Raw genomic sequence first — 24652 nt, 5'->3', positions numbered from 1 at the left:
GCCGCCAGTCGCGACCGACGAGCACGGGCCCGCCGTCGATCTCCCACCGCTCCTCGGCGGCAGAGTCCTCGACGGAGCACGTGTGAGACGCGAGGAGCAAGGCCTCGACGCCGGCGATGTTGGCTCGATGTCCCGCCAGCCGTCAGTGCGGCGTGCGCGACCGGCACGGGCGTCTCGGGCGGCACCACCAAGAGTGTCACGCGTTGCCGGGAGCTGAGGACGTCGTGCCGCGCCCGGCACAAGTCCGCGCAGACGGTCTGCCGCATCACGGCATTTCACTCTCCTTCCATTCCTCACGGGCGCTATCCCACGGCGGCGGCTTGTCTCGCAGGCGAGTGCCCACCATCCGGGGATTGAGCAGCGCAAACGGGTCGTCTATTTTCCGCCGCTGTCAGCATCGGGGTGGAGGCTTGTCAGCAACGGCGCGGGGGAGTAGACCGGGACGTACGGGACACCGGCAGGCCAAGGACGAATCGGAGGAGAAGGTTCGTCCTCCCGGTCGGCGATCCCCGTCTCGAGTACCGGGCACCCACGCTCGCCGCTATAAGGCCACGGCCCGTGGGGTCTGCGCCAACAGCCGTCGGCTGCCGACGCCGAGATCGTCCACCACGGCGCCCTCTTGCGCGCTTGGTCACCCGATGTCGAGTCCTCGGAGGTTCGCCCCAGCGGTGCGTGGGGCGGACCTCCGACTCGTGTGGGCAGCACAGACCGCGCCAGCCCCTTGGGTCCGCGGGCATGTGGTTCTCGTTGATCCTGCGCAGTTCTTTGGCGCCTGCGGACGCTCTCGCTCATCGTCCCTGATCACCGGAAAGGTCGCGTCCGCCGCCGACCGTTCTCGGCGGTGTGGCGACGTTCGGGTCTGGTCCCCGTGCTCGCGGCGGGGCAGCATCGGACGCCCCGGCTCGACCGCGGGGACGGATCCTCCTGCCCGACGATGTGTGAGGTGGACGCTGATGCAGAAGTACGTTTACGAGTTCACCGAGGGCAGCAAGGACGAGAAGGACCTGCTGGGCGGCAAGGGCGCCAACCTCGCGGAGATGACCCGGTTGGGGCTACCGGTGCCGCCGGGGTTCACTGTGACGACCGAGGCGTGCCGGCGGTACCTGGCTGATGGGGTGGTGCCTGCGGAGTTGCGGGTGCAGGTGACCAGGGCGCTGCGGGCGTTGGAGGATCGGGTCGGCCGCCAGCTCGGCGACCCCGAGGACCCGCTGCTGGTCTCGGTGCGGTCGGGGGCCAAGTTCTCGATGCCCGGGATGATGGAGACGGTCCTCAACGTCGGGCTCAACGACGCTTCGGTGCGCGGGCTGGAGGCGGTGTCGGGGGACGAGCGGTTTGCCTGGGACTCCTACCGGCGCCTGATCGCGATGTTCGGCAAGACCGTGCTCGGCATCGACGGTGAGTTGTTCGCCGACGCGATGGAGGTGATGAAGCAGGAGCGCGGCGTCACCCAGGACGTCGACCTCACCGGGGGCGACCTCGAGGAACTGGTCGACGCCTACAAGAAGGTGGTGAAGCAGGAGACGGGCCGGCCGTTCCCGCAGCACCCCCGCGAGCAGCTCGACCTGGCGATCAAGGCCGTGTTCGACTCGTGGAACACCGAGCGGGCCCGGCTCTACCGCCGCCGGGAGCGGATCCCGCACGACCTCGGCACCGCGGTCAACGTCTGCACCATGGTGTTCGGCAACCTCGGCCCGGACTCCGGCACCGGGGTGTGTTTCACCCGCGACCCCGCCACCGGCAAACAGGGCGTCTACGGCGACTACCTACCGAACGCGCAGGGCGAGGACGTCGTCGCAGGCATCCGCAACACGCTCACGCTCGCCGACCTCGCCGAGCGGGACCCGGCGTCGGCGAGCCAGCTCTACGCGGTGATGCGCCGGTTGGAGACCCACTACCGGGACCTGTGCGACATCGAGTTCACAATCGAGCGCGGGAAGTTGTGGATGCTGCAGACCCGTGTCGGCAAGCGCACCGCCGCCGCCGCGTTCCGGATCGCCACTCAGCTCGTCGATGAGCAGTTGATCACCCTGGACGAGGCGCTTCAGCGCGTCACCGGCGAGCAGCTCGCGCGGCTGATGTTCCCGCAGTTCGATCGGTCCGCCGACCGGACGCTGCTCGCCACGGGCCTGGCCGCGTCGCCGGGCGCCGCGGTCGGCGCTGCTGTGTTCGACTCGGCCGCCGCCGTTGCGCGGCACGCGGCAGGCGAGCCGGTGATCCTGGTGCGCCGCGAGACCACCCCCGATGACCTCGAGGGCATGATCGCCGCGTCCGGTGTGCTGACCAGCCGCGGCGGCAAGACCTCCCACGCCGCAGTCGTCGCGCGGGGGATGGGCCGCACGTGCGTGTGCGGGGCCGAGGCGATCGACGTCGACGCGGCGGCCCGCACGGCCCGCGTCCGTGACGTCGTGGTGAACGAGGGCGACGTGGTCGCCATCGACGGCTCCACCGGCGAGGTCTTCCTCGGCGACGTGCCCGTGATCCCCTCACCCGTCGCCCGGTACCTCGAGGAGGGCCTCGACGCCGTCCTCGACCAGGCGGACGAGGACACCGGGGAGCTCGTGGTCGCGGTGCACCGCACCCTGTCCCACGCCGACGCCACCCGGCGGCTGGGGGTGCGGGCGAACGCCGACACAGGGGAGGACGCGGCCCGCGCCCGGCGACTCGGCGCCCAGGGCGTGGGCCTGTGCCGCACCGAGCACATGTTCCTCGGCGACCGGCGCGTGCTGATCGAGCGTCTCATCCTGGCCGACTCGTCCGCTGCGCGGGCCGCGGCACTCGAGGCGCTGACGCCGCTGCAGCGCGGCGACTTCATCGAGTTGCTCGAGGCGATGGACGGCCTGCCGGTGACGGTGCGGCTGCTCGACCCGCCGCTGCACGAGTTCCTGCCCGACCGCACCGACTTGGCGGTCCGCGTGGCCGTGGCGCGGGAACGCGGCGAGGACCCTGCCGCGGACGAGGCGCTGCTCGCGGCGGTGGAGCGGCTGCACGAGTCGAACCCCATGCTGGGACTGCGCGGCGTCCGGCTGGGTCTGGTGTTGCCCGGGCTGTTCGCGATGCAGGTGCGGGCGGTCGCCGAGGCCGCCGCGGAGCGGATCAAGGAGGGCGGCCGTCCGGAGGTGGAGATCATGGTGCCGCTCGTCGGGTCGGTAATGGAGCTGCACCTGATCCGGGACGAGACCGACGGCATCATCGCCGAGGTCGCCGAGCGCGAGGACGTCACGCTCGACATCCCGGTCGGCACGATGATCGAGCTGCCGCGGGCCGCGCTCACCGCCGGGCGGATCGCCGAGGCGTCCGACTTCTTCTCGTTCGGCACGAACGACCTCACCCAGACCGCGTGGGGGTTCTCCCGCGACGACGTGGAGGCCGCCTTCTTCGCCGCCTACCTCGACAAGGGCGTGTTCACCGTGTCGCCGTTCGAGACCCTTGACGAGATCGGCGTCGGCCGGCTCGTCCGTATCGCCGTTGAGGAGGGCAGGCGCACCCGGCCCCAGCTGAAGATGGGGGTGTGCGGTGAGCACGGCGGGGACCCCGACTCGGTCCATTTCTTCCACCAGGTCGGGCTCGACTACGTCTCCTGCAGCCCGTTCCGGGTGCCGGTCGCCCGCCTCGAAGCCGGCCGTGCCGCGGTCTCCCGCGACGACACCGCCGCCGGACTGGCCGGGCCCCGCTGAGTGGAGCTTGCGGAGCGAACATCGGCGTCAGGTGGGTTCGGCGGGAGCCGAGAGAGGGAGCCAGACCTGCAATGTCGTGCCCTCACCTGGTGGGCTGTGCACGGTGATCGTTCCGCCGAGCGCCTCGATCCGGTCGGTGAGCCCGATGAGCCCGGAGCCGTTGGCCGGGTTTGCGCCGCCGATGCCGTCATCGCGCACGGTCAACCGCAGGCGGCCGTCCACCACGTCGACCGCAATCCATATGGCCGTGGGCCGCGCGTGTTTGGCGGCGTTGGTGAGCGCCTCTGCGACCACGTAGTAGGCAGCAACCTCGACACGGTCCGGGAGCCGGCCGTCGAGGTTGATGTCGTGTTCGACCGGGAGCGGCGAGCGGCGGGCCAGCGTCTTCAGCGCTGGGGTCAGGCCGCCTCTGGCAAGCAACGCCGGGTGAATGCCGCGCGAGATCTCCCGCAGGTCGTCCAGCGCGGCGACCAGGCTGTCGGCGATGTCATCCAGCTCCTTTCGCAGCTGGGGCTGCGTGTCGGGGACGCTGGTCTGCGCGTTGCGCACGTCGAGCACGACCGAGACGAGCCATTGCTGGGTGCCGTCGTGCAGGTCGCGCTCGATGCGGCGGCGGATGTCGTCGGTGGCGGCCACCATGCGCGCCCGCGACGCCGTGAGGTCGGCTCGCGCCTGGGCGTTGGCGATGGCGGTGCCGACCAGGTCGGTGAAGTCGGCCAGCCTCAGCTCGAGGCCCAAGGGGAGCGGCTTGTCCGCCTTGGAGAACGCGCTCATCGCACCCCAGAGCTGCCCCTCCACCGTGATCGGGGCGCCGACGGTCGAACGGATGCCGCTCTCGCGGGCGATCGCGGAGATAGGCCCGGGAGCGTCTTCGTAGTCCTCGATGCGCGCCGGCCTGCCGCTGCTGCGCACCAGAGACCCGATGCCGTACGCATCCAGCGCGATCCTCGTGCCCGACGGAAAGATCGTCGGCTCGCCCCAACTGGCGACGATGGTCGCCGTCCCATCGGCCTCGTAGCGCATCAGGCGCGTGCCGTCCACGTCGAGCAGCCGGCCCACCTCCTCGTTGACCGCGGGGAAGACCAGCTCCGGCGGGGTGCCTTCGGCGACGACGGTGGCAACGCGGCGCAGGGCGGCCTGCTCTTCGAGCAGATCGGCGAGCTCCGATTGGCTGCGCTGCAGCGAGCCGGCCATGGTGTTGAAGGACTTCTCGAGCACTCCGATCTCGGCGACTCCGGTGGTCGGAAGGCGGGTCGACAGATCGCCGCTCGCGAGTCGGTGAGCCGTCTCGGACGCCTGGCGGACTGGTCGTACGATCGCCCGGCTCAGGTAGCTGGCGAAGAAGCCGACGAGCACGATGCTGCCGCCCAGCCCGGCGATCGCGGCGGTCGTCGCCTGGTTGGCGATATCCCGCGCGCGGTCATCGCGCTCCGCGGCGACTCGCTGCTCGGTCTCCTCCAGTGCGTTGGAGTCCCACCGGATGTCGTCGAACATCACCTTGCCCAAGTCCGCGCTTTCCACGCTGCGCGCGGCCGGATCGCCGCGTCCCGCCGCCGCTATGACCGGGTGGAAATAGTCCCGGATGTACGATTCGCCCTTGATTTTGATCGCCTGAGCTGTTCCTGACACATGGATCGCAGTCAGCCTCCCGGGCGCCGCGTTCTGGTCCGCAATCCTGGTGAGGTTGACAAGCTCGCTGCTGGCCTGTGCAAAAGCGACTTCGCCGGCGTGCGCCGGTTGCAGGAATCGATCATCCCCGGTTAGCAGGTAGCCGCGGGTTCCTGTTTCGATATCGACCAGGGCGCGCTCGACCCGAGCTGTGGCGACCAGCACCTCCTGGGATTGTCGAGCCAACTCGGCTGAGCTCCGCTGATCACGTATCGCGAGCACCAACACGGCGAATGCGGCGCTCGTCAGAAGCGTGAGCAGCGCGCTGGCGATGACCATGCGGCGGGTCAGGCTGCCGCGCACGGTGGCTTACCTCCTGGGCTGTGCGACATGTGACCACTACAGGCATCGACCGCCGGCTGCGGGCCACGGGGGGCACAGTCGAGAAGCACGTACACAGCATCCTCACCAAGCTGGGCGCTGCCCATGACTGACGATGATCATCGGGTGCTTGCCATGGTCACCTTTCTTGAGGCGCGCTTGTGGCTACGATTGATCACGAAACATTGTCGCAGATCAGGGCCTGCCGAGCGCTGGCCGTCGTAGACGACTTTCGGCATCGATCAACCCGGCGTCCGCCCGACACGTGCTTGAGCCTGCGCAGGTCCGCGACCGGGATACCAGGCCGACTCTGAACCGGGCTCCAGGATGTCCGTTGGATCCTGGTCTCCGCGGGCCGGGACGAGGATCCTGATTCGCGTGCTGCCGCAAGCCCGGTAGTGCCCGATCGAAGTAGCCGCCTGCACTCAGCGGCCGACATGCGATCGACAAGGAGTTCTCGGTGAAAAGTGCGTGGACCTTCGTGATGGCCGCCGTTGCCTCGCTGGCTCTGCTCGCCGGGTGCACGACGACCCAGGAAACCCCGACGAAGCACTCTTCGAACATGCTGTCGACACCGCTCGCAACGCCGACGCAGGGCGAGCGACCGGCGTTGAGCACGACAAAGCCGGCTAAGCCGTTCAAGATCGCGATCATCGCGATCGAGAACAACCCGTTCTTCGCGCAGGTGAGGACGGGATACGACGCGGTCAAGCCCAAGATCGAAGCCGCAGGTGGCACAGTCGACTGGATCAACGCCGGTACCGACGTGACAGCCCCCAGCATCGGTGACGCGGTCAACGCCGCCGTCGTCGACGGCTACGACGCCGTCGCCGCGCTGATGCCCAACGACGGCATCTGTACCAACATTCGGCAGGCGAACGCCAAGGGCGTGCTCGTGGCGGCCTACAACGGCAATGCGTCCTGCGCGCAGAGCTCAGGTGCTCTCTTCTTCCACGGCCAGGATCTCCGCGCCGCGGGCGTACAAGCGGGAAAGCTGATGTGCACTGCCACGCAGGACCTGGCCAGCGCGAGCAAGCCCGGTGCCGTCGGCGTCGCGACCGAGTCGTTCACGTTCCAGGCGCTCGAAGAGCGCCGGCTCGGGTTCCTTGCCGGACTCGAGCAGAACTGCCCGTGGCTGACCCAGTCCGGCGGCGGGGTCGAGTACCGGGAGTCGACCGACCGGGTGGCGTCATTGACACGTGACTACATGACCTCCACGAATAACCTCGTCGGGATCTACGTGACCGGCGGCAACCCGCAGGTGGTTGCGCAGACCGTGGCGTCGGCGGGTAAGACTTCGACGGTCAAGGTGATCGGCTTCGACTTCACCGCGGAGAACGTGGCCCAGATCAAGGCCGGCAACATGTACGCAGCCATCGGCCAGGACCCGTTCGGCCAGTCCTACGACACCATCGTCTGGCTGTACAACGCGCTGGTCGACCAGCGGAAGCCCTCGCCTGACTACTTCATCCCCACGGCGGCCGTCGTCGGCACCCGGGCCAACATCACCACGGTCACGGCCGCGAAGTAGTACGGATCAACGCTCGAGAAAACCCGGCCGAGGATGAGCGCGGTGCGGGGGGATATGCGTAGGTCGTTAACCTCTTCGAAACATTTACCGGTCCTTTCTTGAAACATCGCCGGTCGACGATTTCAACTCGCTGAATTCGGAGGACGACGTGATCAACTCAGGAGATACCGCCTGGGTGCTCGCCAGCGCAGCGCTCGTAATGTTGATGACTCCCGGGCTCGCGTTCTTCTACGGCGGCATGGTCCGTAGCAAGAACGTTCTGAACATGCTGATGATGAACTTCATCTGCCTCGTCGTTGTGGGCATCCTGTGGGCGCTGTACGGCTTCAGTTGGGCGTTCGGGAACGACGCGTTCGCCGGCCTGGTCGGCGGGAACGAGTTCGTCGGCCTCGCGAACACCATCGGGCATTTCGCCGGTGCGGCGACGACGGACCCCGCGACCGGTGCGGTGACGACCCCGTGGCCGGGCAGTGATGCGCTCCCGCTGACCGCCTTCGTCATGTTCCAGTTGATGTTCGCGGTGATCACACCCGCGCTGATCTCGGGGGCGATCGCGGACCGGACCAAGTTCTGGGCGTGGGCCGCGTTCGTTGCCGGCTGGGTCAGCCTCTGCTACTTCCCGGTGGCCCACTGGGTCTTCTCGTTCAACGGCTTCACGGGGCCCGACAACACGGGCGGCTGGATCGCCAACACCCTGAAGGCCGAGGACTTCGCGGGTGGGACGGCGGTGCACATCAATGCCGGCGCGGCGGGCCTCGCGCTGGCGATAGTTCTCGGCCGCCGCAAGGGCTGGCCACGGGAACAGATGCGCCCCCACAATCTCCCGTTCGTGCTGCTCGGTGCGAGCCTGCTGTGGTTCGGGTGGTACGGCTTCAACGCGGGATCGGCGCTGAGCGCGAGCGATCTCGCGGGGGTGGCGTTCACCAACACCACCCTGGCGACGTGCACGGCCGTGCTCGGATGGCTGCTCGTCGAGCAGTTCCGTGACGGGAAGCCGACCACGCTGGGCGCGGCTTCCGGTGCGGTGGCGGGACTGGTCGCGGTCACTCCTGCCTGCGGTTACGTCGCCCCGTTCGGTGCGCTGGCGATCGGCCTGATCGCCGGAGCGGTGTGTGCGCTGGCGGTGGGCCTGAAGTTCCGGTTCGGCTTCGACGACTCGCTCGACGTCGTCGGCGTGCACCTGGTGGGTGGCATCGTCGGCACCCTGCTGATCGGCTTCTTCGGCACCAAGAGCGTGAACGCGGCCGCGCTCGGCGAGAACGGTCTTTTCTACGGGGGCGGCTTGACGCAACTCGGCCGCCAGGCCATCGCCGCAGGTGCGGTCATGGTCTACTCGTTCGTCATCGCGCTCCTCCTGGGCTACCTCATCAAGTTCACCATCGGCTTCCGGGTGAAGGAGGACGCCGAGATCGTCGGCGTGGACGAGAGCGAGCACGCCGAGACGGGCTACGACTACTCCGGCATCGGTGGCGGCGGTATCCCGGGCGCCCGTCCGGTCACCCCGTCGGCCGGTCAGGTACGCACGTCCACGGCTAGGAGCGCTGAACGATGAAGCTGATCACGGCGATCGTGAAGCCGTTCGTACTCGACGACGTCAAGGCCGCCCTGGAGCGGATCGGGGTGCTGGGAATGACCGTCAGCGAGGTGCGGGGATACGGCCGGCAGAAGGGCCACACCGAGGTCTACCGGGGTGCGGAGTACTCCGTGGACCTCATCCCGAAGACCCGGGTGGACGTCATCACGGACAACACCGTGGCGGACAAGGTGGTCGACGCCGTCGTCGAGGCCGCGCGCACCGGCAAGATCGGTGACGGGAAGGTCTGGGTGACGCCTGTCGAGACCGTCGTCCGGGTCCGCACCGGCGAACGCGGTCCCGACGCGATCTAGGGAGTGTTTGAAGGCTATTGGGGTCGGCGGTGCCGTGTTGGCGAACTCCCTGACACGCTCTACCCGACACGCGTGTGATCGATGAACGCGGTCAACGCGTCCACAGTTGCGTCGGGCTGCTCGTCGGGAATGAAGTGCCCGGCTTCCGGGATGACGACGCCGGTCACGTTCTCTGCCCAGGGGCTGATGGAGGCGGCCATGTCGGGGATCGAGCCGTGGGAGCTGGAGATTCCCAGGACCGGGATGGTCAAGTGCCCTCGTCCGGGTGCGAGAGCGTCATGGTTTTTGCGCGCTGATTCCGCGGCGTCGCGGAAGTAGGCGAGAGACGCTCGGAGCCCTCCCTCGGCTGCGATGGCGGCGGCGTAGTGGTCGATATCGGCGCTGTCGAACGTGTTCGGGGACAGTGCCTTGACCCTCAAGAACCAGCCCACGTAGTCACGCTCGCGGCCGGTGAGCAGCGTCTCGGGCAGTTCGGGCACCACATGGAATGCCAAGTGCCAGGTCTTCCAGGCCCGTTCGGGATCCGTTGGGATGGCGTCCGGGAGGGTGATTCCGGGAATGCCGGCGTCGAGCAGAGCGACGCCGTGCAGGCGGTCTTGGTACTTCAGGGCGAGCGAGAAGGCGACGCAGGCCCCGATGTCGTGGGCGACGAGCCAGTACTTCGGCACGTTGAGCGCGGTCAGCGCGGCCTGGACGCGCGAAGCGACGGTGTGAGTGTCGTAGCCCCCTTGGGGACGATCGGAGTGGCCCTGTCCCGGCAGGTCGATCGCGATCACGTGGAAGCGCTCGGCAAGGCGCGGCATCGCCTTGTGCCAAGCCCACCAGGTCTGCGGGAATCCGGCGAGCAGCACGACGGTGGGGCCGCTCGACCGACCGCCTTCCACGGCGTGAATTCCTTCCGCGTCGACCCAGCGGTGGGTGAAGCCCGCGAGGTCGCGCAGCGGCAGCCCGGGGACGTGGTTCTGGTCGGGAGAGCGGTTCGGGGCGATGGCGGCGTCGGTCATGCCTCGAGGCTAACGCATCTTGTACTGTTCAGTTCAAGATAGGATGGGCAAAGCCACGATGGACTGGCTCAAGAACGGGGTGCATGCGGGATGGCCGGGAAGAAGCAGTACGACGTGGACATCGTGGTCGACGCGGCGATGGTCCAGTTCTGGCGGGCCGGGTACGCCGACACCTCGCTCGACGACCTCTCCAGGGCGACGAGATTGAACCGAAGTTCCATCTATTCCTCGTTCGGCGACAAAGACTCGCTCTACCTGCGCTGCCTGGACCGCTACGCCGTCCGGTATGGAGACAGGTACGACCAGGCGCTTTCCTCCGGTGCGTCCGGGGAACCGCTGCGGGCGGTACAGGCGTTTTTCGAGGTCACCCTCCAACGCATCGCCGACCCCGACGTGCCGGACGGATGTCTGGTCGCTCAGACCGCGATGGCGACACCAGTACTCAGCCCCGCTATCGCCACGCGTGCGATCGAAGCTGTGGGGCTTCAGCGTGCGCGGCTGCGGACCGCCTTGAACACCGCGGAGTTGGCCGAGGGCGACGCCGAGAACTACGCCACTCACATCACGGCGGTCAACCAGTCGCTGGCCGTGATGAGCAGGGCGCGGGCGACCCAGAAGCAGCTCCGTACGATCGTCGACATCACCATGAGCGCGCTCTCGCAGGCTTTGCACAGCTAGAGCAGGCCTAGACCACCGGTCTGCGTCGTGGGATGCGGTACGTCCTACCCTGATGCCTGGGTGATCGAAAATTGTCGGGGGTCGAAGATATGTTCGATCCATGGCAGCAGCGGCGTCGGTTCCTCCCGGCCTGGCGGACCTTCCGCCCGGCCCGGAGCTGGGCGCGCTGCTCGCCGGAATTGATGTGTCGAGGGTTCCCAACGCGCGCATCCTCGAGGTTCTGAAGGCGGAGAGCAGGCAGCTGGCCCATCAGCAGGCGCGGCTGTTCGCGGCGATGGCCGAGGTGGGCCGCTGCGAGTCACCGGAATCCCCGGGCGCTGTCGCGCGGGCGGCGGAGCCGTTGCCGGAGGCGATCCACGAGATCGGGCCGACGTTGGCTGTCACCACGGCCTCGGCGTTTGCCGAGCACGATCTGGCGGAGCAGCTGCGGGTGCGGCTGCCTGCGGTGGCGGCGGCGCTGCGGGCGGGGAGGATCGACCGGGCCGAAGGCGCGGTTGTTCGTGGAGCATGCCCGGGAGCTGTCCCCGGCGCAGATCGCTCGGCTGTGCGCGGAGCTGCTGCCGGCGGCGTCGGGCTGGACCACCGGCCAGCTGGGCGACCGGCTGCGGAAGTGGTGTCTGTCGCTGCTGGATCCCGACGTGCTGCGGCGGCGCTATCAGACGGCGGTGCGTGAGCGGGCGGTGTCCGGCTACCTCAACCGTGATGGCACCGCCACGATCAGCGCCTCCGGGCTCTCGCCGGCCGAGGCGGCTGCCTCGTGCGAACGCGTCTTCGAGCTGGCCCGCGCCATCCGTCGGGCCGGGCACCCCGATCGGCTCTCCCGGATTCGCGCCGATCTGTTCCTGGCCCTGCTGGACGGGTCGCTGCAGCAGTTGACCAACGACGAGGTCATCGCCGCCATGCTCGCGCGCCGCGAGGCGCAGGACACCGGCTTGAGTGAGTCCACCAGCCCGTGCCGGGCCGGTTCACCTGGCATAGCCCGCTGCGGCGTACCTACCGCACTCGCGGCGAGCCCATCGCACCCCCGCTACCGGAGCCGATCCTCGGCGTCCCGGATCCCGAGGATCTCGACGCCGGTCCCGACTTCCGCGTCGCCGACCGCGACGACCCGCCCAACTTCCACGCACTCACACACCCGGTCGACCGGCCGCCACCCCAACCGCCGCCCGACCCCCACGACGAACCGCCGTTCTGACCCGAGCCGGTAGCAGGGACTTTGCGGGGAGGGGTCGTGCGGAAACTCCTGCGTTTCCGCTGCGGGCGCACCGTTGACTTCAGCGTCGAGACAGGCCACTGTCTTGCTAGCTGACAGACACAAGATGTCAGACAGCAGTCAATAGACCGAACGGCAGGAACCAGGCCGACCGTGGTCCGCCTGTGAGGAGCACGGATGAGCCAGGGCTGGAGCGTCAAGGGCGACGAGGAGCAGCAACTGCTCGGCGAGCGCATCGCAGAGCGGCTGCGAGGACTCATCGCTCAGGGTGTCCTGCTGCCCGGGGAGAAACTGCCCTCCGAGCCGGAGCTGGCCGCCCGGCTCGGGGTCAGCAGGCCGACGCTGCGGTCAGCCGTCTCGGAGCTCGTCGCCGACCTCGTGCTCGAGCGCAGGCGCGGGGTCGGGACGTTCGTCCGGCAGGCCGCACCCCTGCTGCAGACGGGCCTGGAACGGCTCGTCGGCACTGGGGACACGATCCGGCAGCTCGGGATGAAGCCCGGCGTGGCCGACCTCTCGGTGGAGCACCGGCGACCACCCGAGCATGTCGCCGCACGGCTGGGCCTCACGGCGGCGACCGGCGCCGAATGCGTCCGCATCCAGCGGGTGCGCACTGCCGACGGGCGCCCGGTGATGTCCTGCGACGAGTGGATCCCCGAGCGGGTGCTGCCCGACCCGACCCACCTCGACGACCTCGGGGAGCACGAGTCCGTGTACGAGCGGCTCGCCGAGGCCGGCCTGGCCGTGCGACTCGCGTCCACCTCGATCGTGCCGTGTCTCCCCGACACGGACCTGCGCCGGAAGCTCGAGCTCCCGCCGCAGACACCGATCCTCGTGCTCCGGCAGCTGCACTTCGCATCCAACAGCGCCGACCACCCGGTGCTGTACTCCGAGAACTCCTACAACAGCGAGCGGATCGAACTCACCGCTGTGCGTCGCGGCTGAGGCGTATTTCTCCCCATTCCGAGTAACCCGCCGAACCATCTCGAGAGCGAGGTGCGGCCTTGTCCTCCGACCTCCTGGGCCAATTGTTCACCGACGGCCCCGTGCATACCTTCTTCGTCAACCTCGCCTTGGCGCTGATGGTCCTGGCCGTCGGCATCTGGGTGCTGGAACTGTCCGGCCGGACCGTCTCGTGGCGCGGCATCGTGCCCAACCACGTCACGTGGGGTTCCCGGTCGATCGCCCTCGTCGCGGTCTGCGCCGCCCTCTACATCGCAGGACGGCCACTGCAGCTGCAGCTCATCCCCGGGATCGGCGGGCTGAACCCGTCCTTCGCCCTGGCCCCCGTGCTGGTCGCGCTGTTCGGCCTGCCGGCCGCGGTCGGGGTGACGTTCTCCATGCCGATCGGCGACGCGATCTCCGGGGCCCTGACACTGGGATCCCTTGCCGGCTGCCTCGGCCACACCTTCGTCACGTGGACGGTCTACAAGTTCTGCACCGACGCCTCCCTGCGCACCCCGCGCAGCTGGGCCGGCCTCTACGCCGGCATCGTGATCGGGCCGCTCCTGCACCTCATCGTCGTCCCGGGCTGGCTGGACTTCACCCATGTTCTGCCGCCGGCCGTAGCGTGGGGCGGGGTGACGCTCTCGATCGGGGTGAACCAGATCGTCATCCCGGCGATCGTGGCGCCGGTCCTGCTCTACGCGCTCTATCCGCGGGTGGCGCAGGCGGGCCTCTACTGGCGCGACACGACCGGCCCGGTGCGTACGGGGCGGCTCGCCGAGCTGCGCCGGTCCGCACCGGCGAGGCCGGAGCCCACTCCGCCGGCCGTGACCGTCCGTGCCCGCACGCCTGTCGCGGCCACCGATCGGCCTGTGGTGTTCGAGGTCGAGGACCTGTGGTTGGCCTACCCGACCGCCGAGCATCCGTCGCTGCGTGGCGTGGACATGAATGTCCGCGCCGGCGAGTTCATCGGCATCACCGGGCCGTCGGGCGCCGGGAAGAGCACTCTGCTCGCCTGCATGCAAGGCCTCGTGCCGCGCGCGGTCACGGCGGAGACCACTGGCTCGGTGCGAGTGTTCGGGCACGACGTCATCGCCGCACCCCTGGGCGCCGAAGGCCACCGCATCGGCCTGGTGCTCCAGGACGCGGAGGCCCAGATCGTCGGCATGACCGTCGCCGAGGACCTCGCCTTCGGCCCGGAGAACTACGGGATCGACCCGGCCGAGATCCGCAGCAGGCGGACCGAGGTGCTGGAAATGGTCGGGCTCGCCGGGATGGCCGACCGCGACACGTTCGCCCTGTCCGGCGGGCAGAAGCAGCGCCTGGCGATCGCCTCGGTGCTGATGCTTCGCCCTGACGTGCTGCTGCTCGACGAGCCGACCTCCGAGCTCGACCCGATGGGCAAGGCCGAGGTCTTCGAGGTCGTGACGCGGCTGCGCCGGGAGGCCGGCACCACCATCGTGATGGTCGAGCACGAGCTGGACCGGCTCGCGGCGCTCGCCGACCGCCTCGTCGTGATGAGCGAGGGCCGGATCGTGGCCGCAGGCACACCCGGCGAGCTGCTCGCCGACGTCGAACTGTTCCTGCGCACCGGCGGGGAACGCCCACCCGCGGCCGCGGAGCTGCAATGGCGGTTGCGCAGTGCCGGTTGGTCGTTCGCCGGCGAGCCGTGCCTGACCGTGCCGTCGGTCGTCGGCCGGATCCGCGACCTGGCTGGAGACGTGGCATGAACACGGGCGCGAGCACACCGCTGATCCAGGTCCGTGATCTCGAGTTCCGCTACACGCCGGACGCTTCCCCCGTGCTGCGCGGCGTGGACCTCGCCATCGGGCGGGGCGAGTTCGTCGCCCTGCTCGGGCAGAACGGCGCGGGCAAGACCACCCTCGCCAAGCACTTCAACGGCCTGCTGCGGCCGACGGCGGGCGACGTGCTGATCGACGGGAAGTCGACCGGCGAGCTGACGCTGACCGAGCTGGCGCGCCGGGTCGGCTACTGCTACCAGAACCCCGACCACCAGATCTTCGCCCCTACGGTGGAAGAGGAGGTCCGGTTCGGGCCCGACAACCTGGGGATCGCCGCGGACCGGGCCGCCGACCTCGTGACCAGGGCGCTGGATCTCGTGGGCCTCACCGCCCACCGCGCGAAGAACCCGTTCGTGCTGGGCCGCGGCCAGCGCCAACTGCTCGCGGTGGCCTCGGTCATCGCGATGGACCCGCCCGCTGTGGTGATCGACGAACCCACGACGGGGATGGACCTGACGGGCGCCGAGGCGATCATGAAGCTGCTGGCGGAGCGCGCCGCGGAGGGCCGCACGATCGTCGTGATCACCCACGACATGGACGTTGTGGCCGAGTACGTGCCCCGGGTGGTCGTGATGGCCGCCGGGCAGGTGCTCGCCGACGGCCCGACGCACGATGTGCTGCGCCGCACCGACATCCTCGCCTCCGCCCGCCTGGTCCCGCCCGCGGCCGTGACCCTGTCCGACCAGCTGTCCCACCTCGGCGTCGGCAGGCGCGGCACGGTCAGCGCCATCGCCGAGGACCTCACCACGTGGATGGGAGACCGTCGTGCCCGTCGGGTATAGCGTCTACCGGCCGACCGGGTCGGTGGTCCACACCGGGATCGACCCCCGGGTCAAGATGGCCTGGCTGGCGGCGGTCTTCCTGCTGGCCCTGCTGTTCAACGACCCCGCCGCGCTGGGCGCGATGCTCGTGGTGCTGTTCGCCGCGGCGGCGGCGGCCCGGCTGTCGTTCACCGATCTGCGCCCCTACGTGCTGCTGTCGGCGTGGCTCACGCTGCTGTCGGTCCTCATCTGGCCGACCTACATCACCACCGGCACGCCGCTGGGCCGCGTCTGGTTCGTCGACGTCACCTCTGACGGACTGCTCTTCGGCCTTGCCATGGGCTTCCGCATCTCCGTCATGATCGTCGCAGCCGGTGTCTGGATGATGGTGACGCCGCCGCAGCTGGTCACGGCCGGGCTGTTGGAGATCGGGCTGCCGCACAAGGCCGGCGTCGCGCTGGCCTCGGCGATCCGCTTCATCCCGTTCATGAACGCCGAGCGCACCACGATCATGGAGGCGCAGCGGGCCCGCGGCGCGGACCTCTCTACGGGCGGACCGGTCGCCCGGATCCGCCACGCCGCGCCCGCCCTGGTCCCGATGTTCTCCCGCGCCTTCGTCACGGCGCAGAACCTCTCGGTCGCGATGGACGCCCGCGGGCTCGGTGCGAGCCCCACCCGCACCAGCGCAGTCCAGCTGCGGTTCGACACCCGGGACCGCGTCCTGCTGGCGGCCGCCGCACTCGCGGTGCTCGTCGGGATCCTCGGCCGCGTCACCGGGTTCGGGGTGTTGATGCAGGGGTACCTGTGACCGGTCGGCCATTGTGGATGGTCGGGCACCTGACCGTGGACGACGTGGTGCTGCCCGACGGCACGACCCGGATGGGCCAGGTCGGCGGAGCCCCGGTGTTCGCCGCGGCCGGGGCCCGGATGGCCGGAACCGAAGCAGCGGTGGTCACGGCGCTGGCGCCCGACCTCCCGCCCAGGGTGACGTCCTGGCTCGACCGTGAAGGCCTGACGGCGATCGGCTGCGGCGCCACCCGCAGCCACATCAGCCAGTGGGTGCTCTACGAGCGCGACGGCACCCGGACGTTCCTGCACCATCCCGGGTCGGCCGACATCCTGGAGGCCGCTCCCGACCCCCGGGCGTGGACGCCCCGGCCGGGCTGCGGCTGGGCCCACATCGCTCCCATGCCTGTGGACGTGCAGGTGGGCTGGGTGCGCACGCTCGCCGCCCACGGGATGCGGGTGACGCTCGACCCGCACGAGGACTGCGCCGCCACCGCGGCCGACCGCGTGCTCGCGCTCCTGCCGCTGCTCACCGCGTTCCTGCCCAGCGAGCAGGAGGCGGCGAGCCTGCACGGCGACGACGACATGCTCGACGCCGCCACGCGCTTCGTTGCCGCAGGCGCCCGGATCTGCGCGATCAAGGTCGGTGCGGCCGGGTGTGTCGTGGCTACGGCGGCGGGGACCTGGCGGGTGCCGTCGATTGCCGGAGGCTGCGTCGACCCCACCGGGGCAGGCGACGCGTTCTGCGGCGCGTTCACCGCCGCGCTGGCCGCCGGCGCCGACGCCGCGCTCGCCGCCCGCTGGGGCACGGTCGCCGCGTCGTACACCATCGAGCGCTTTGGCGTTCCGCCGCTGCGCGACGGGGCACCACCGGACTGGGCGGTGCGCCTGGAGCGCACCAGCTCGCAGGCGGTCCCCTCCACACAGACCTTCTCCACCGCGCACGCCGGTGGAGAGAAGTAATCGGATTTGACGAAAGAGGGTTCCGTGCGTCACGAGGACATGCAGCTCAAATGGGAGAACATGCGAGCCGGGATCGACGCCCAGGTCGACCTGCTCGCACAGGCCCCCCGCGCCCTGCACACCGAGGTCGCCACCCTGCTCGACGGCCCGGCGCCGAGCCGGCTGTACACAGTCGGATGCGGCGACTCGTACTTCTGCGGGCTCGCCGCCGAGATGGCCATCGAGAGCTGGACACGTCAGCCCATGGAGGCGCTCGAGTCGCTCGAGTTCTCCCGCTACGCGATCCGCACGGCCCCGGAGGGCTCGCTGGTCGTGGCCGTCTCCAACTCCGGTGAGGTCGCCCGGACCGTCGAAAGCCTGCGCTTCGCGGGCGAGCGCGGGTTGCGCACCGTGGGCATTACCTACAACCCGGAGAGCCGGCTCGCCTCGGCGGCGCAGCACGTGCTCAAGTACGACTACCGCGACGTCGGCTTCGGCCCAGGCACGATGAGCTACCTGGCGTCGGTGCTGTCACTGCTGGCCGTCGGGCTGCGAGTGGCCGAGCTGGGCGGCGGCCTGGATGCCGCCGGCGTCGAGGCCGAGCTGTCGGCCATCGAGGGACTCGCCCCCGTGCTCGCGGAGACGATCGCGGCGGCCGAGGAGCCCGCGGCCGCGCTCGCGGCCACCCTGACGGAGGACACCAAGGTGTTCTTCCTCGGCGGCGGCCCCAACTACGGGACAGCCCTCTTCGCGATGGCGAAGATGATCGAGTCGGCCCGCCACAACACGGTCTCCCAGCAGCTCGAGGAGTGGGCGCACGAGCAGTACTTCTGCACGGTGCCCGGCACGGTCACCGTCGTGCACGCCCCGGAGGGCCACTCCGTGGACCGCGCGCGCGAGCAGCTGCGGGCGGTGCGGGACATGAAGGGCACGGCGGTGGCGGTCTGCGCCGCCGACGACGAGGAGACCAAGGCCCTCGCCGACGTGGTCTTCCCGGTCCCGGCCGGGGTGCCCGAGCACCTCTCCCCGCTGCTGTACTGCGTGGCGTCGGAGCTGATCTCCTACCACTTCGCACTCGCGAACGAGAAGGTGATGCTCGGGTTCGACGACGCCTGGCGCAAGGAGGTCAACTTCCGCCAGATCTTCCGCAGCGTTATCCCCGAGACCGTGCCGGGCCTCCCGGCCGCCCCGTGACCCGCACACGCACGCCGCGCCTCGTTGGGATGGTGCACCTGCCCGCGCTGCCGGGCACGCCCGCGGGCCGGCTCCCCCTCTCGGAGATCGTGGCCGGCGCCGTCGCGGACGCGGTGACTCTCGCCGATGCCGGGTTCGACGGACTGCTCGTGCAGAACTCGCTCGACCGGCCCACCCGCGAGCGGGTGGACGCCGCCTCCGTCGCGCAGCTGACGGCGGTGGCGGCGGCGGTCCGGGCCCGGGTGGACCTGCCGATGGGGATCAACTTCGTGAAGAACGACGGGCCCGCCGCCCTGGCGGTGGCGGCGGCGGTGGGTGCCGAGTTCGTGCGGATAAAGGTCCACACCGGGGCCGTGCTCTCGGCGGAGGGCGTGCTGCAGGGCTCGGCGTTCGAGACGCTCGCCCTGCGCAAGCGGCTCGGCGCGGACGTGGCGATCTGGGCGGACGTCTACGAGCCGACCTCGCGGCCGCTCTTGCCCGACGACATCGCCCTGGCCGCGGTGGACGCGGTCGAGTTCGGCATGGCCGACGCCGTGATCATCACCCGGCCCAGCGCCGCGGAGAGCCTCGCGACGATCGCCGACCTGCGCAAACGCCTGCCGGACGTGCCGATGGTGGTCGGCGGCGAGGTGGACGCCACGACCGTCGCCGACGTGCTCACCGGGGCCGACGCGGCGATCGTCGGCAGCGCGCTCAAGCGGCCCGCCGGGATCCGGGGGCCGGTGGTCGCGGAGGCAGCCCGCGAGATCACCGCGGCCGCGGGCCCGGTGGAGCGGACGTGACCGCGCACTGGTGGGGCACCGGTTCGATCAGCGAGGCGCAGGCGCAGGCTTGGGTGGGGAAGGCGCGGCGGCTCGCGGTTCCGCTGTTGGAGCTCGCGGGTCCGGTCGCCGATCCGGCACTCGTCGAGCCGCTGCGGGTCCCGTCGGCGGCCTCGGGTGTCTTCGGCAACTTCATGCTGGCGTGGCTGGAGCCGGAGCCGACGCCGCGGCGGGTGCGGCATCTGCCCGACGGTGGGTTCTTCCTGGAGTTGCTGCGGCGCACGTACGCGCCGGTGCTGGGGCGCAGGCCGGACTTGGTTCCGCTGTTGTCGGATGACAGCCGCCCGGAGATGTCGTTGACCAACGATGTGCTGCAGATCCAGCTTCGGACCCTGGATCCGGGTTACAGCATGGTCCGGCATCACGCGCTGATGTTGTTCTGCGCGGCGTTGTGGCTCGACGAGCCACGGCGCAGCCAGTGGCTCGACCTCTACGACGAGCTCGTCACCCACGTCGACGAGCAGCCGGGCGGGCGGCCTGACCTGGCCGAGCTGGCCGCGGTGGAGGCACACGCCTTCGCCGACTTCACCGCGCTGGCGCCGCGCACGCTCACCCCCGACGGCGCCGCCGAGCTGTTCTCCACGCCCGGGCTGCTGGATGACGTGATGGCGTACCAGTTGTATGCCGGGGTCGCGATCGGGCTGCTGTGGCGGGACTACCGGGCGCAGCCCGAGCTCGAGCGGGAGACGTGGCTGCGGGCGCAGCTGTCCCACGGCTACGTGCAACCGGACTACCTCGGACAGAACTGGAGGGACCACCTGTGACCTCGGGCGACCTGCAACTGGTGATCCGAAACGCGCGGATCTCCACCGGCGACCACGCACTGCACACGATTGCCGTCCGCGGCGGGCGCATCGTCGCGCTGGCGAGCCGTGACGAGGACCTGGGGCCGGCTGAGACGATCCTGGACGCGGAGGGACGTTGGGTGATCCCCGGGGCGATCGACACGCATTCGCACATCAACCAGCGGGCGCCGGAGTTCGAGCATCTCCCGGGGCTGGGGCAGGGCGACAACTTCGCGGTGGAGAGCCGCGGCGCGCTGGCCGGCGGTTGCACGACCGCGCTGAACTACGTGGAGTTCGGGCCGCCGTCGTTGCTGGAGTCCTACCGTTCCGGGCTGGCGACGGCGGCCGGGCAGTCGATGATGAACGTGTTGTTCCACGGCTGTCTGATGACGATGGATCAGGTCGGGGAGATCCCGCGGGCGGTGGCCGAGGGGGTCCGCACGTTCAAGATTTTCATGCCGTATCGGGGTGAGGAGGCCCGCAATCTGGGCGGCATCGGCAGTCTCGACCACGCCCAGATGCGTATCGCGTTCGCTGAGATCGCCCGCCACGGCGGGCACGCCCTGGTGCACGCGGAGGACGGCGACATCGTCGACCACTGCATGGCGCACGAGGCCGCGCTCGGGCTGGACTCGCTCGCGGGGTGGGAGCGCTCGCGCCCCACGATCGCGGAGGGCGACGCGGCGTGGACGGCGATGTATCTCGCCGAGGAGGCCGGCTGCCCGGTGTCGATCGTGCACGTGTCCAGCTTGGAGGCGATCCGGGCGCGGCGGGCGGTGGGCTACCCGGGTGCGGCGCTGGAGTCGTGCGTGCACTACATGCTGCTCACGACGGCGTCGGACATCGGCCCGGAGGGCAAGGTGGCCCCGCCCCTGCGCGACCCCGGCCTCGCCGAACAGATCACTACGGCGGTGCTGGCCGGGGAGATCGACTTCTTCGGCTCCGATCACAACGTGTGGCCGAGTGCGGCGAAGCAGGACTGGGAGAGCGCGAAACCCGGTCTGCCCGGGATCGGGTTGATGCTGCCGTTGCTGCTCAGTCATCTGGTGTATGGGCGGGGGATGAGCATGGAGCGGGCGGTTGAGCTGACCTCGCGGAACGCGGCGGTGCGGTTCGGGCTGCCCGGTAAGGGGATCGTCGCGGTGGGCGCGGACGCCGACCTGGTGATCCTGGATGAGGGGGAGCGGGCGATCCGCACGGATGAGTTGCACTCCGCGGTGGACTACTCGCCGTATGAGGGGATGACCCTGCGGGCGTGGCCGTATGCCACGGTGTGCGGCGGCAACCTGGTCTACCAGGACGGGAAGTTCCCCAATCCCGACTCCCACGGCGAGATGCTGAACCTGCGTTTCGCCGGTGCGGGCTGAACTCAGGCTTGCCCCCCGGTCAGCAGGCGGCGGCGTAGCAAACGGCCTCGCAGGCTGACCGCACGGTTTTCCGCGGAGGTATTACTAGATCATCGTCATCAGCTCACCAGACGATGCCCTCGCGCTCGGCGACGTCGAGCAGCTCGGCTAGGTGCGGGCAGGGCGGAGTTGCCCAGCAGACCGGGCGCGCGGCGGCCGGCTTACCGGGCCGTACTCGGGGGGCGCGGTGAGGCGATCTCGCAGCAGGTCGCTACGGGCGACCTGCGGGCGATGGTCGAGGCGGGTCTGCTGCGCACCCATGGTCGTAACCGAGGTGCGTACTACGACGGGGCCGATCCGTTCCGCGTGTTGTATGCGGACGTTCGGCGGGGACGTAGCCCAATCGACACCTCGACGCTCTTCGCGCCGGGGTCGGCCAGTTCGTGATGCGCCGCGTCGCGGTCAGCGGGCCATCAGCGTGGTGTCAGCGCGGAACTGGCCCAGCGGGACCGCCGTGCCGTCGGTGAGGGTGACGTTCCAGAACTTATAGCCCTGACAGGACTTGAGGTTCGTGACCATCCTCCCTGCTTCGTCCGGGAGCCGGAAGGAGTCGGCGTCGGAGAGCCAGAGCAAGCCGCCGTCATCCACCCGGACCTCGTGGCGAACGCCCCGATGGGTCCCGTGCAGCTGGGTGCCGGGCCGGAGCCGGCCGTCGGCAATGAGAGCGCCGATCTGGGTGCGGGGCTTGCGAGGCTGAGCTTCCCCCCGGCGCGTCGCCGACGCCCGCTTCGGCGTGGCATCCGGGTCAGCGGAAATTGGGAGTACTGGTTCCGGTGCCGGTGAGGGGAGGACGAGACCGAGCCGAGAAGGAGCCCAGATGTGACGCGCCAGCGTTTCGTACATCGTCGCCCGCACGTCGATGACCTCGCGCATCGAGGGAGCGGTACCGAAGTCCCGTAGCGTCCGTTGCGCTCCGTGGGACTTGCGGACCGCCTCCAGTTTCGGATGCCGTTTGCCGTAGCCGGAAGACAGGACGGCGAGGAGCGCAGTGTGCCTGCGGTACCACTCGATCTTCTCCGCGTACGGCATGTCACCCACGCTGGTGTTGTCCGATGCGTGCAGCAGGCCCAGCCCGCCGATCCGGTTGCGCATCAACCGGAACGTGAGGGGGTCGAGGTCAGGGTGGCGTTCGGCATGGTCGGCGAAGATGTGCTCGATGTGCCATGTGCGTTCTCGCGCCAGGTAGTGCGCCACCTCATCGGGCTGGCCCATCTCCCTTTCCACGTGAGCCGTCATCCGAGCCAGGAGGTACCGAATCTGGGCGCGATTGTCGCCGCGGACGCCCAAGGTTCGCATCACCGTGAAGTCGAGAACCGGTAGCTGCGCCCCGAGAATCGTGCCCAGGGCGATGGCCGACGTACAGCCGCGGACGAGTGGCACCACCTCCAGAACCGCGCGGTTGAGGTCGTCCGCCCGGGTCGATTCGTCGTGGACCGCGCGCACGACGTAGAGCAGGTCGACGAAGTTGGCCGCGATCCGCGCCTTGTCCTTCACGATCGTCAGGGTGTCGTCGGGGTTGACGGCGGCTAGGATGAGGGCCATCTGGGCGGTCACGGTGTTGACGTGGTTGTAGTAGACGGCGGCCAGCCCGTCGCTGTGGCGCGGCTCGGCGGTCGCGGCGGTCAGCGTCGCGTAGTGCCGTCCGAGGTCGATCAACTGCGACACGAAGGCCAGGTAGGTCTCGTTGTCGCCGTGTTTCAGGCCGATCCGTTCGGCGTGTGTGCGGATCCACATGTGAGGCGCCAGCTCGATCTCCCCGGGGTCGGAGGAGCCCTCGGTCAGGTCGGCGTGGTGGGCGAGGAGGAACGCCTTGAGGAAGTTCTTGGGCGCATCGGTGTCGCCGCGAACCACGGTCACCTCGGCGAGCATCTCGCGCCATCCCTCGTTGAGCTTCTCCTCGTCCCGGTTCGCCCGTGAAAGCAGGAAACTTTTGACGAGGTCGACGGACGTGAGCCGGGCTCCGCGATCGTTCATCGACTCGAAGATGCGGAACCCGTTGTCGCGGTCGACGGCCTCGATGCCGACCATCACAACGCTGTCGAGAAGCCAGTCGACGAAGCGGCGGTGCTGTTCGGAGTCCAGGCGTTCGGCGAGTTCCTCGCCGATCTGGGTGCTGCGCTTCCACAGCGTCTGCACGGCCAGATTCGAGCCCAGAGGCACCTCATAGGGCCGGTCTTCAAGCAGCGATTCCAGGGCCTTCTGGCGCTCGTTGATATCCAATCGGAACCGGGGTGTGCTGCCGTCCCATCCGTCGATGATGGCCGATTCGAGCCGCTGGCGTGTCTTGCGCTCGGGGCGGCCATCAGGGGTGCGCCGCAGCAGGTGCAGGAGGATCAGGTGCAGGGTGGTGAAGCGCTGCTGGCCGTCCACGAGAAACCGACGGTTGCCGTCCTCCTCGGAGTAGACGAATGGACCGAGGAAGAACTCCGACGGCATCGTGCGGCGCGAGCGACGGTCGTTGTCCGCGAGTTCGAACGCCTCGAGGAGGTCGGAGAGCAGCGTGCCGACGTCGTCGGCGGACCAGGCGTACTCACGCTGGTAGTACTCGATTGCGTAGGTGACGCGGCCGAACAGCTCTGCGAGGTGGAACGCCTTGCCGGTGATCCTGCCGCTCGCCATCCGTCCCCTTCGATGGTTGCCGCTCGTGTCCGCCCGATGGCTCACCGTTCTACCAGCAGCGGGACGATCACGCGACAGGTCCGAGCCGGGCGTCCGGAGGCGAGCAGCGCGTGGAACCTGGGGGCGACGCAGATGGTCAAATCAGTTCCTGACGGTTGTCGACGCGATGGCGACGGAGGGCTGACAGCTGGGCCTGTTCATCGTCGTCATCGGCCAGTCGCGGATGCGGAGGGCTGCGTGAGCCCGGCGAGCAGCGGCGTGACACCGGTGCAACCGAAGACAGTGGCGCGGCGGGATTCGATCATGACTATCGTGGGTGTAGGCGTCCTGGTCGCATCGGATGCGACCGTCGAGTCCCGACCGCGGCCGGGCTGTTGCGCGCCGACCAGGTCACCGCGAGCCTGCCGAAACGAGCCTGGCAACGGCTCTCGGCCAGGCCGGCCGCGAAGGGACGCAAACGACGATATTCATCGTCTCGCCACGAAGATCACGGACGGATACGCGTGCTCTGCGGTATGCCCAACGGGCTAATGAAACTAGCCTGAAAGATGTAACGGGCGCCGCCGTGCCACGCAAAGTGCACAAGCACTAATCTTCCGAGTCCCTGCCGTGAGTGGT

General features: G+C 69.5%; 18 protein-coding genes and 1 pseudogene. 16 read left to right on the top strand and 3 right to left on the bottom strand.

The annotated features are described in order from the left end of the window. The first annotated feature begins 953 nt into the window (after nt 1-953). On the top strand, nt 954-3674 hold the full coding sequence (gene ppdK, locus ABD143_RS21970) for a pyruvate, phosphate dikinase (protein ID WP_343981502.1): 2721 nt from the start codon (nt 954-956) through the stop codon (nt 3672-3674). Nucleotides 3675-3701: 27 nt separating this feature from the next. On the opposite strand, the gene ABD143_RS21965 is transcribed toward ppdK, so the two are convergent. Next, nucleotides 3702-5645, bottom strand: a complete 1944-nt coding sequence (locus ABD143_RS21965; RefSeq protein ID WP_343981499.1) for a CHASE3 domain-containing protein — start codon at nt 5643-5645, stop codon at nt 3702-3704. A gap of 478 nt (nt 5646-6123) precedes the next feature. Between ABD143_RS21965 and ABD143_RS21960 the strand changes: the two genes are divergently transcribed. The 3 genes from ABD143_RS21960 to ABD143_RS21950 all read left to right on the top strand — a co-directional run bounded on the left by ABD143_RS21960 (nt 6124) and on the right by ABD143_RS21950 (nt 9081). Beyond that, nucleotides 6124-7194 carry a sugar ABC transporter substrate-binding protein gene (locus ABD143_RS21960; RefSeq protein ID WP_343981496.1) on the top strand — a complete coding sequence of 357 codons (1071 nt, stop codon included), beginning with the start codon at nt 6124-6126 and terminating at the stop codon, nt 7192-7194. Nucleotides 7195-7342: 148 nt separating this feature from the next. Next, nucleotides 7343-8746, top strand: coding sequence for an ammonium transporter (locus ABD143_RS21955; protein WP_343981493.1), 1404 nt, complete (start codon nt 7343-7345; stop codon nt 8744-8746). Next, the gene (locus tag ABD143_RS21950; protein WP_343981490.1) at nt 8743-9081 is read left to right on the top strand and encodes a P-II family nitrogen regulator; all 339 of its coding nucleotides are present in this window, start codon (nt 8743-8745) and stop codon (nt 9079-9081) included. The genes ABD143_RS21955 and ABD143_RS21950 overlap by 4 nt, the downstream gene beginning before the upstream one ends. Nucleotides 9082-9140: 59 nt before the next feature. On the opposite strand, the gene ABD143_RS21945 is transcribed toward ABD143_RS21950, so the two are convergent. Next, complete coding sequence (locus ABD143_RS21945; RefSeq protein ID WP_343981487.1) at nt 9141-10085, bottom strand: alpha/beta fold hydrolase; 945 nt, start codon at nt 10083-10085, stop codon at nt 9141-9143. Nucleotides 10086-10175: 90 nt separating this feature from the next. Here ABD143_RS21945 and ABD143_RS21940 point away from each other — a divergent pair, with 90 nt between their 5' ends. The 12 genes and pseudogenes from ABD143_RS21940 to ABD143_RS21890 all read left to right on the top strand — a co-directional run bounded on the left by ABD143_RS21940 (nt 10176) and on the right by ABD143_RS21890 (nt 21376). Further along, nucleotides 10176-10763, top strand: coding sequence for a TetR/AcrR family transcriptional regulator (locus ABD143_RS21940; protein ID WP_343981483.1), 588 nt, complete (start codon nt 10176-10178; stop codon nt 10761-10763). A gap of 100 nt (nt 10764-10863) precedes the next feature. Next, nucleotides 10864-11244, top strand: a pseudogene (locus ABD143_RS38290) (DUF222 domain-containing protein); the annotation flags it as partial. 19 nt (nt 11245-11263) lie between these two features. After that, a complete protein-coding gene (locus tag ABD143_RS21935; protein WP_343981480.1) occupies nt 11264-11971 on the top strand; it encodes a hypothetical protein in 708 nt (235 codons plus the stop codon). 182 nt (nt 11972-12153) lie between these two features. Continuing rightward, complete coding sequence (locus ABD143_RS21930) at nt 12154-12918, top strand: GntR family transcriptional regulator (protein WP_343981478.1); 765 nt, start codon at nt 12154-12156, stop codon at nt 12916-12918. Nucleotides 12919-12977: 59 nt separating this feature from the next. After that, nucleotides 12978-14648 (top strand): ATP-binding cassette domain-containing protein, encoded by a 1671-nt coding sequence (locus tag ABD143_RS21925; protein ID WP_343981475.1) that lies wholly within the window; start codon nt 12978-12980, stop codon nt 14646-14648. Then, nucleotides 14645-15502, top strand: coding sequence for an energy-coupling factor ABC transporter ATP-binding protein (locus tag ABD143_RS21920; RefSeq protein WP_343981472.1), 858 nt, complete (start codon nt 14645-14647; stop codon nt 15500-15502). The genes ABD143_RS21925 and ABD143_RS21920 overlap by 4 nt, the downstream gene beginning before the upstream one ends. After that, nucleotides 15486-16289 (top strand): energy-coupling factor transporter transmembrane component T family protein, encoded by an 804-nt coding sequence (locus ABD143_RS21915; RefSeq protein WP_343981469.1) that lies wholly within the window; start codon nt 15486-15488, stop codon nt 16287-16289. Before ABD143_RS21920 ends, ABD143_RS21915 begins: the two co-directional genes overlap by 17 nt. Next, entirely contained in the window at nt 16286-17230 is a 945-nt protein-coding gene (locus ABD143_RS21910; protein ID WP_343981467.1) for a carbohydrate kinase family protein, read from the top strand. Before ABD143_RS21915 ends, ABD143_RS21910 begins: the two co-directional genes overlap by 4 nt. Before the next feature lie 24 nt (nt 17231-17254). After that, nucleotides 17255-18403 (top strand): SIS domain-containing protein, encoded by a 1149-nt coding sequence (locus ABD143_RS21905; protein WP_343981464.1) that lies wholly within the window; start codon nt 17255-17257, stop codon nt 18401-18403. Continuing rightward, complete coding sequence (locus ABD143_RS21900) at nt 18400-19185, top strand: BtpA/SgcQ family protein (protein ID WP_343981461.1); 786 nt, start codon at nt 18400-18402, stop codon at nt 19183-19185. Before ABD143_RS21905 ends, ABD143_RS21900 begins: the two co-directional genes overlap by 4 nt. Beyond that, nucleotides 19182-19988 carry a hypothetical protein gene (locus ABD143_RS21895; protein ID WP_343981459.1) on the top strand — a complete coding sequence of 269 codons (807 nt, stop codon included), beginning with the start codon at nt 19182-19184 and terminating at the stop codon, nt 19986-19988. Before ABD143_RS21900 ends, ABD143_RS21895 begins: the two co-directional genes overlap by 4 nt. After that, complete coding sequence (locus ABD143_RS21890) at nt 19985-21376, top strand: dihydroorotase (protein WP_343981456.1); 1392 nt, start codon at nt 19985-19987, stop codon at nt 21374-21376. Before ABD143_RS21895 ends, ABD143_RS21890 begins: the two co-directional genes overlap by 4 nt. Before the next feature lie 441 nt (nt 21377-21817). Here the strand turns inward: ABD143_RS21890 and ABD143_RS21885 are convergent, their stop codons facing one another. After that, nucleotides 21818-24034 carry a GmrSD restriction endonuclease domain-containing protein gene (locus tag ABD143_RS21885; RefSeq protein WP_343981453.1) on the bottom strand — a complete coding sequence of 739 codons (2217 nt, stop codon included), beginning with the start codon at nt 24032-24034 and terminating at the stop codon, nt 21818-21820. Nucleotides 24035-24652 lie beyond the last annotated feature (618 nt).

Source organism: Pseudonocardia aurantiaca, assembly GCF_039526725.1.
GTDB classification, from domain to species: Bacteria; Actinomycetota; Actinomycetes; order Mycobacteriales; family Pseudonocardiaceae; genus Pseudonocardia; species Pseudonocardia aurantiaca.
Note: the sequence above shows the minus strand (reverse complement) of the source record. Positions and strands in the feature narration are given on the sequence as shown.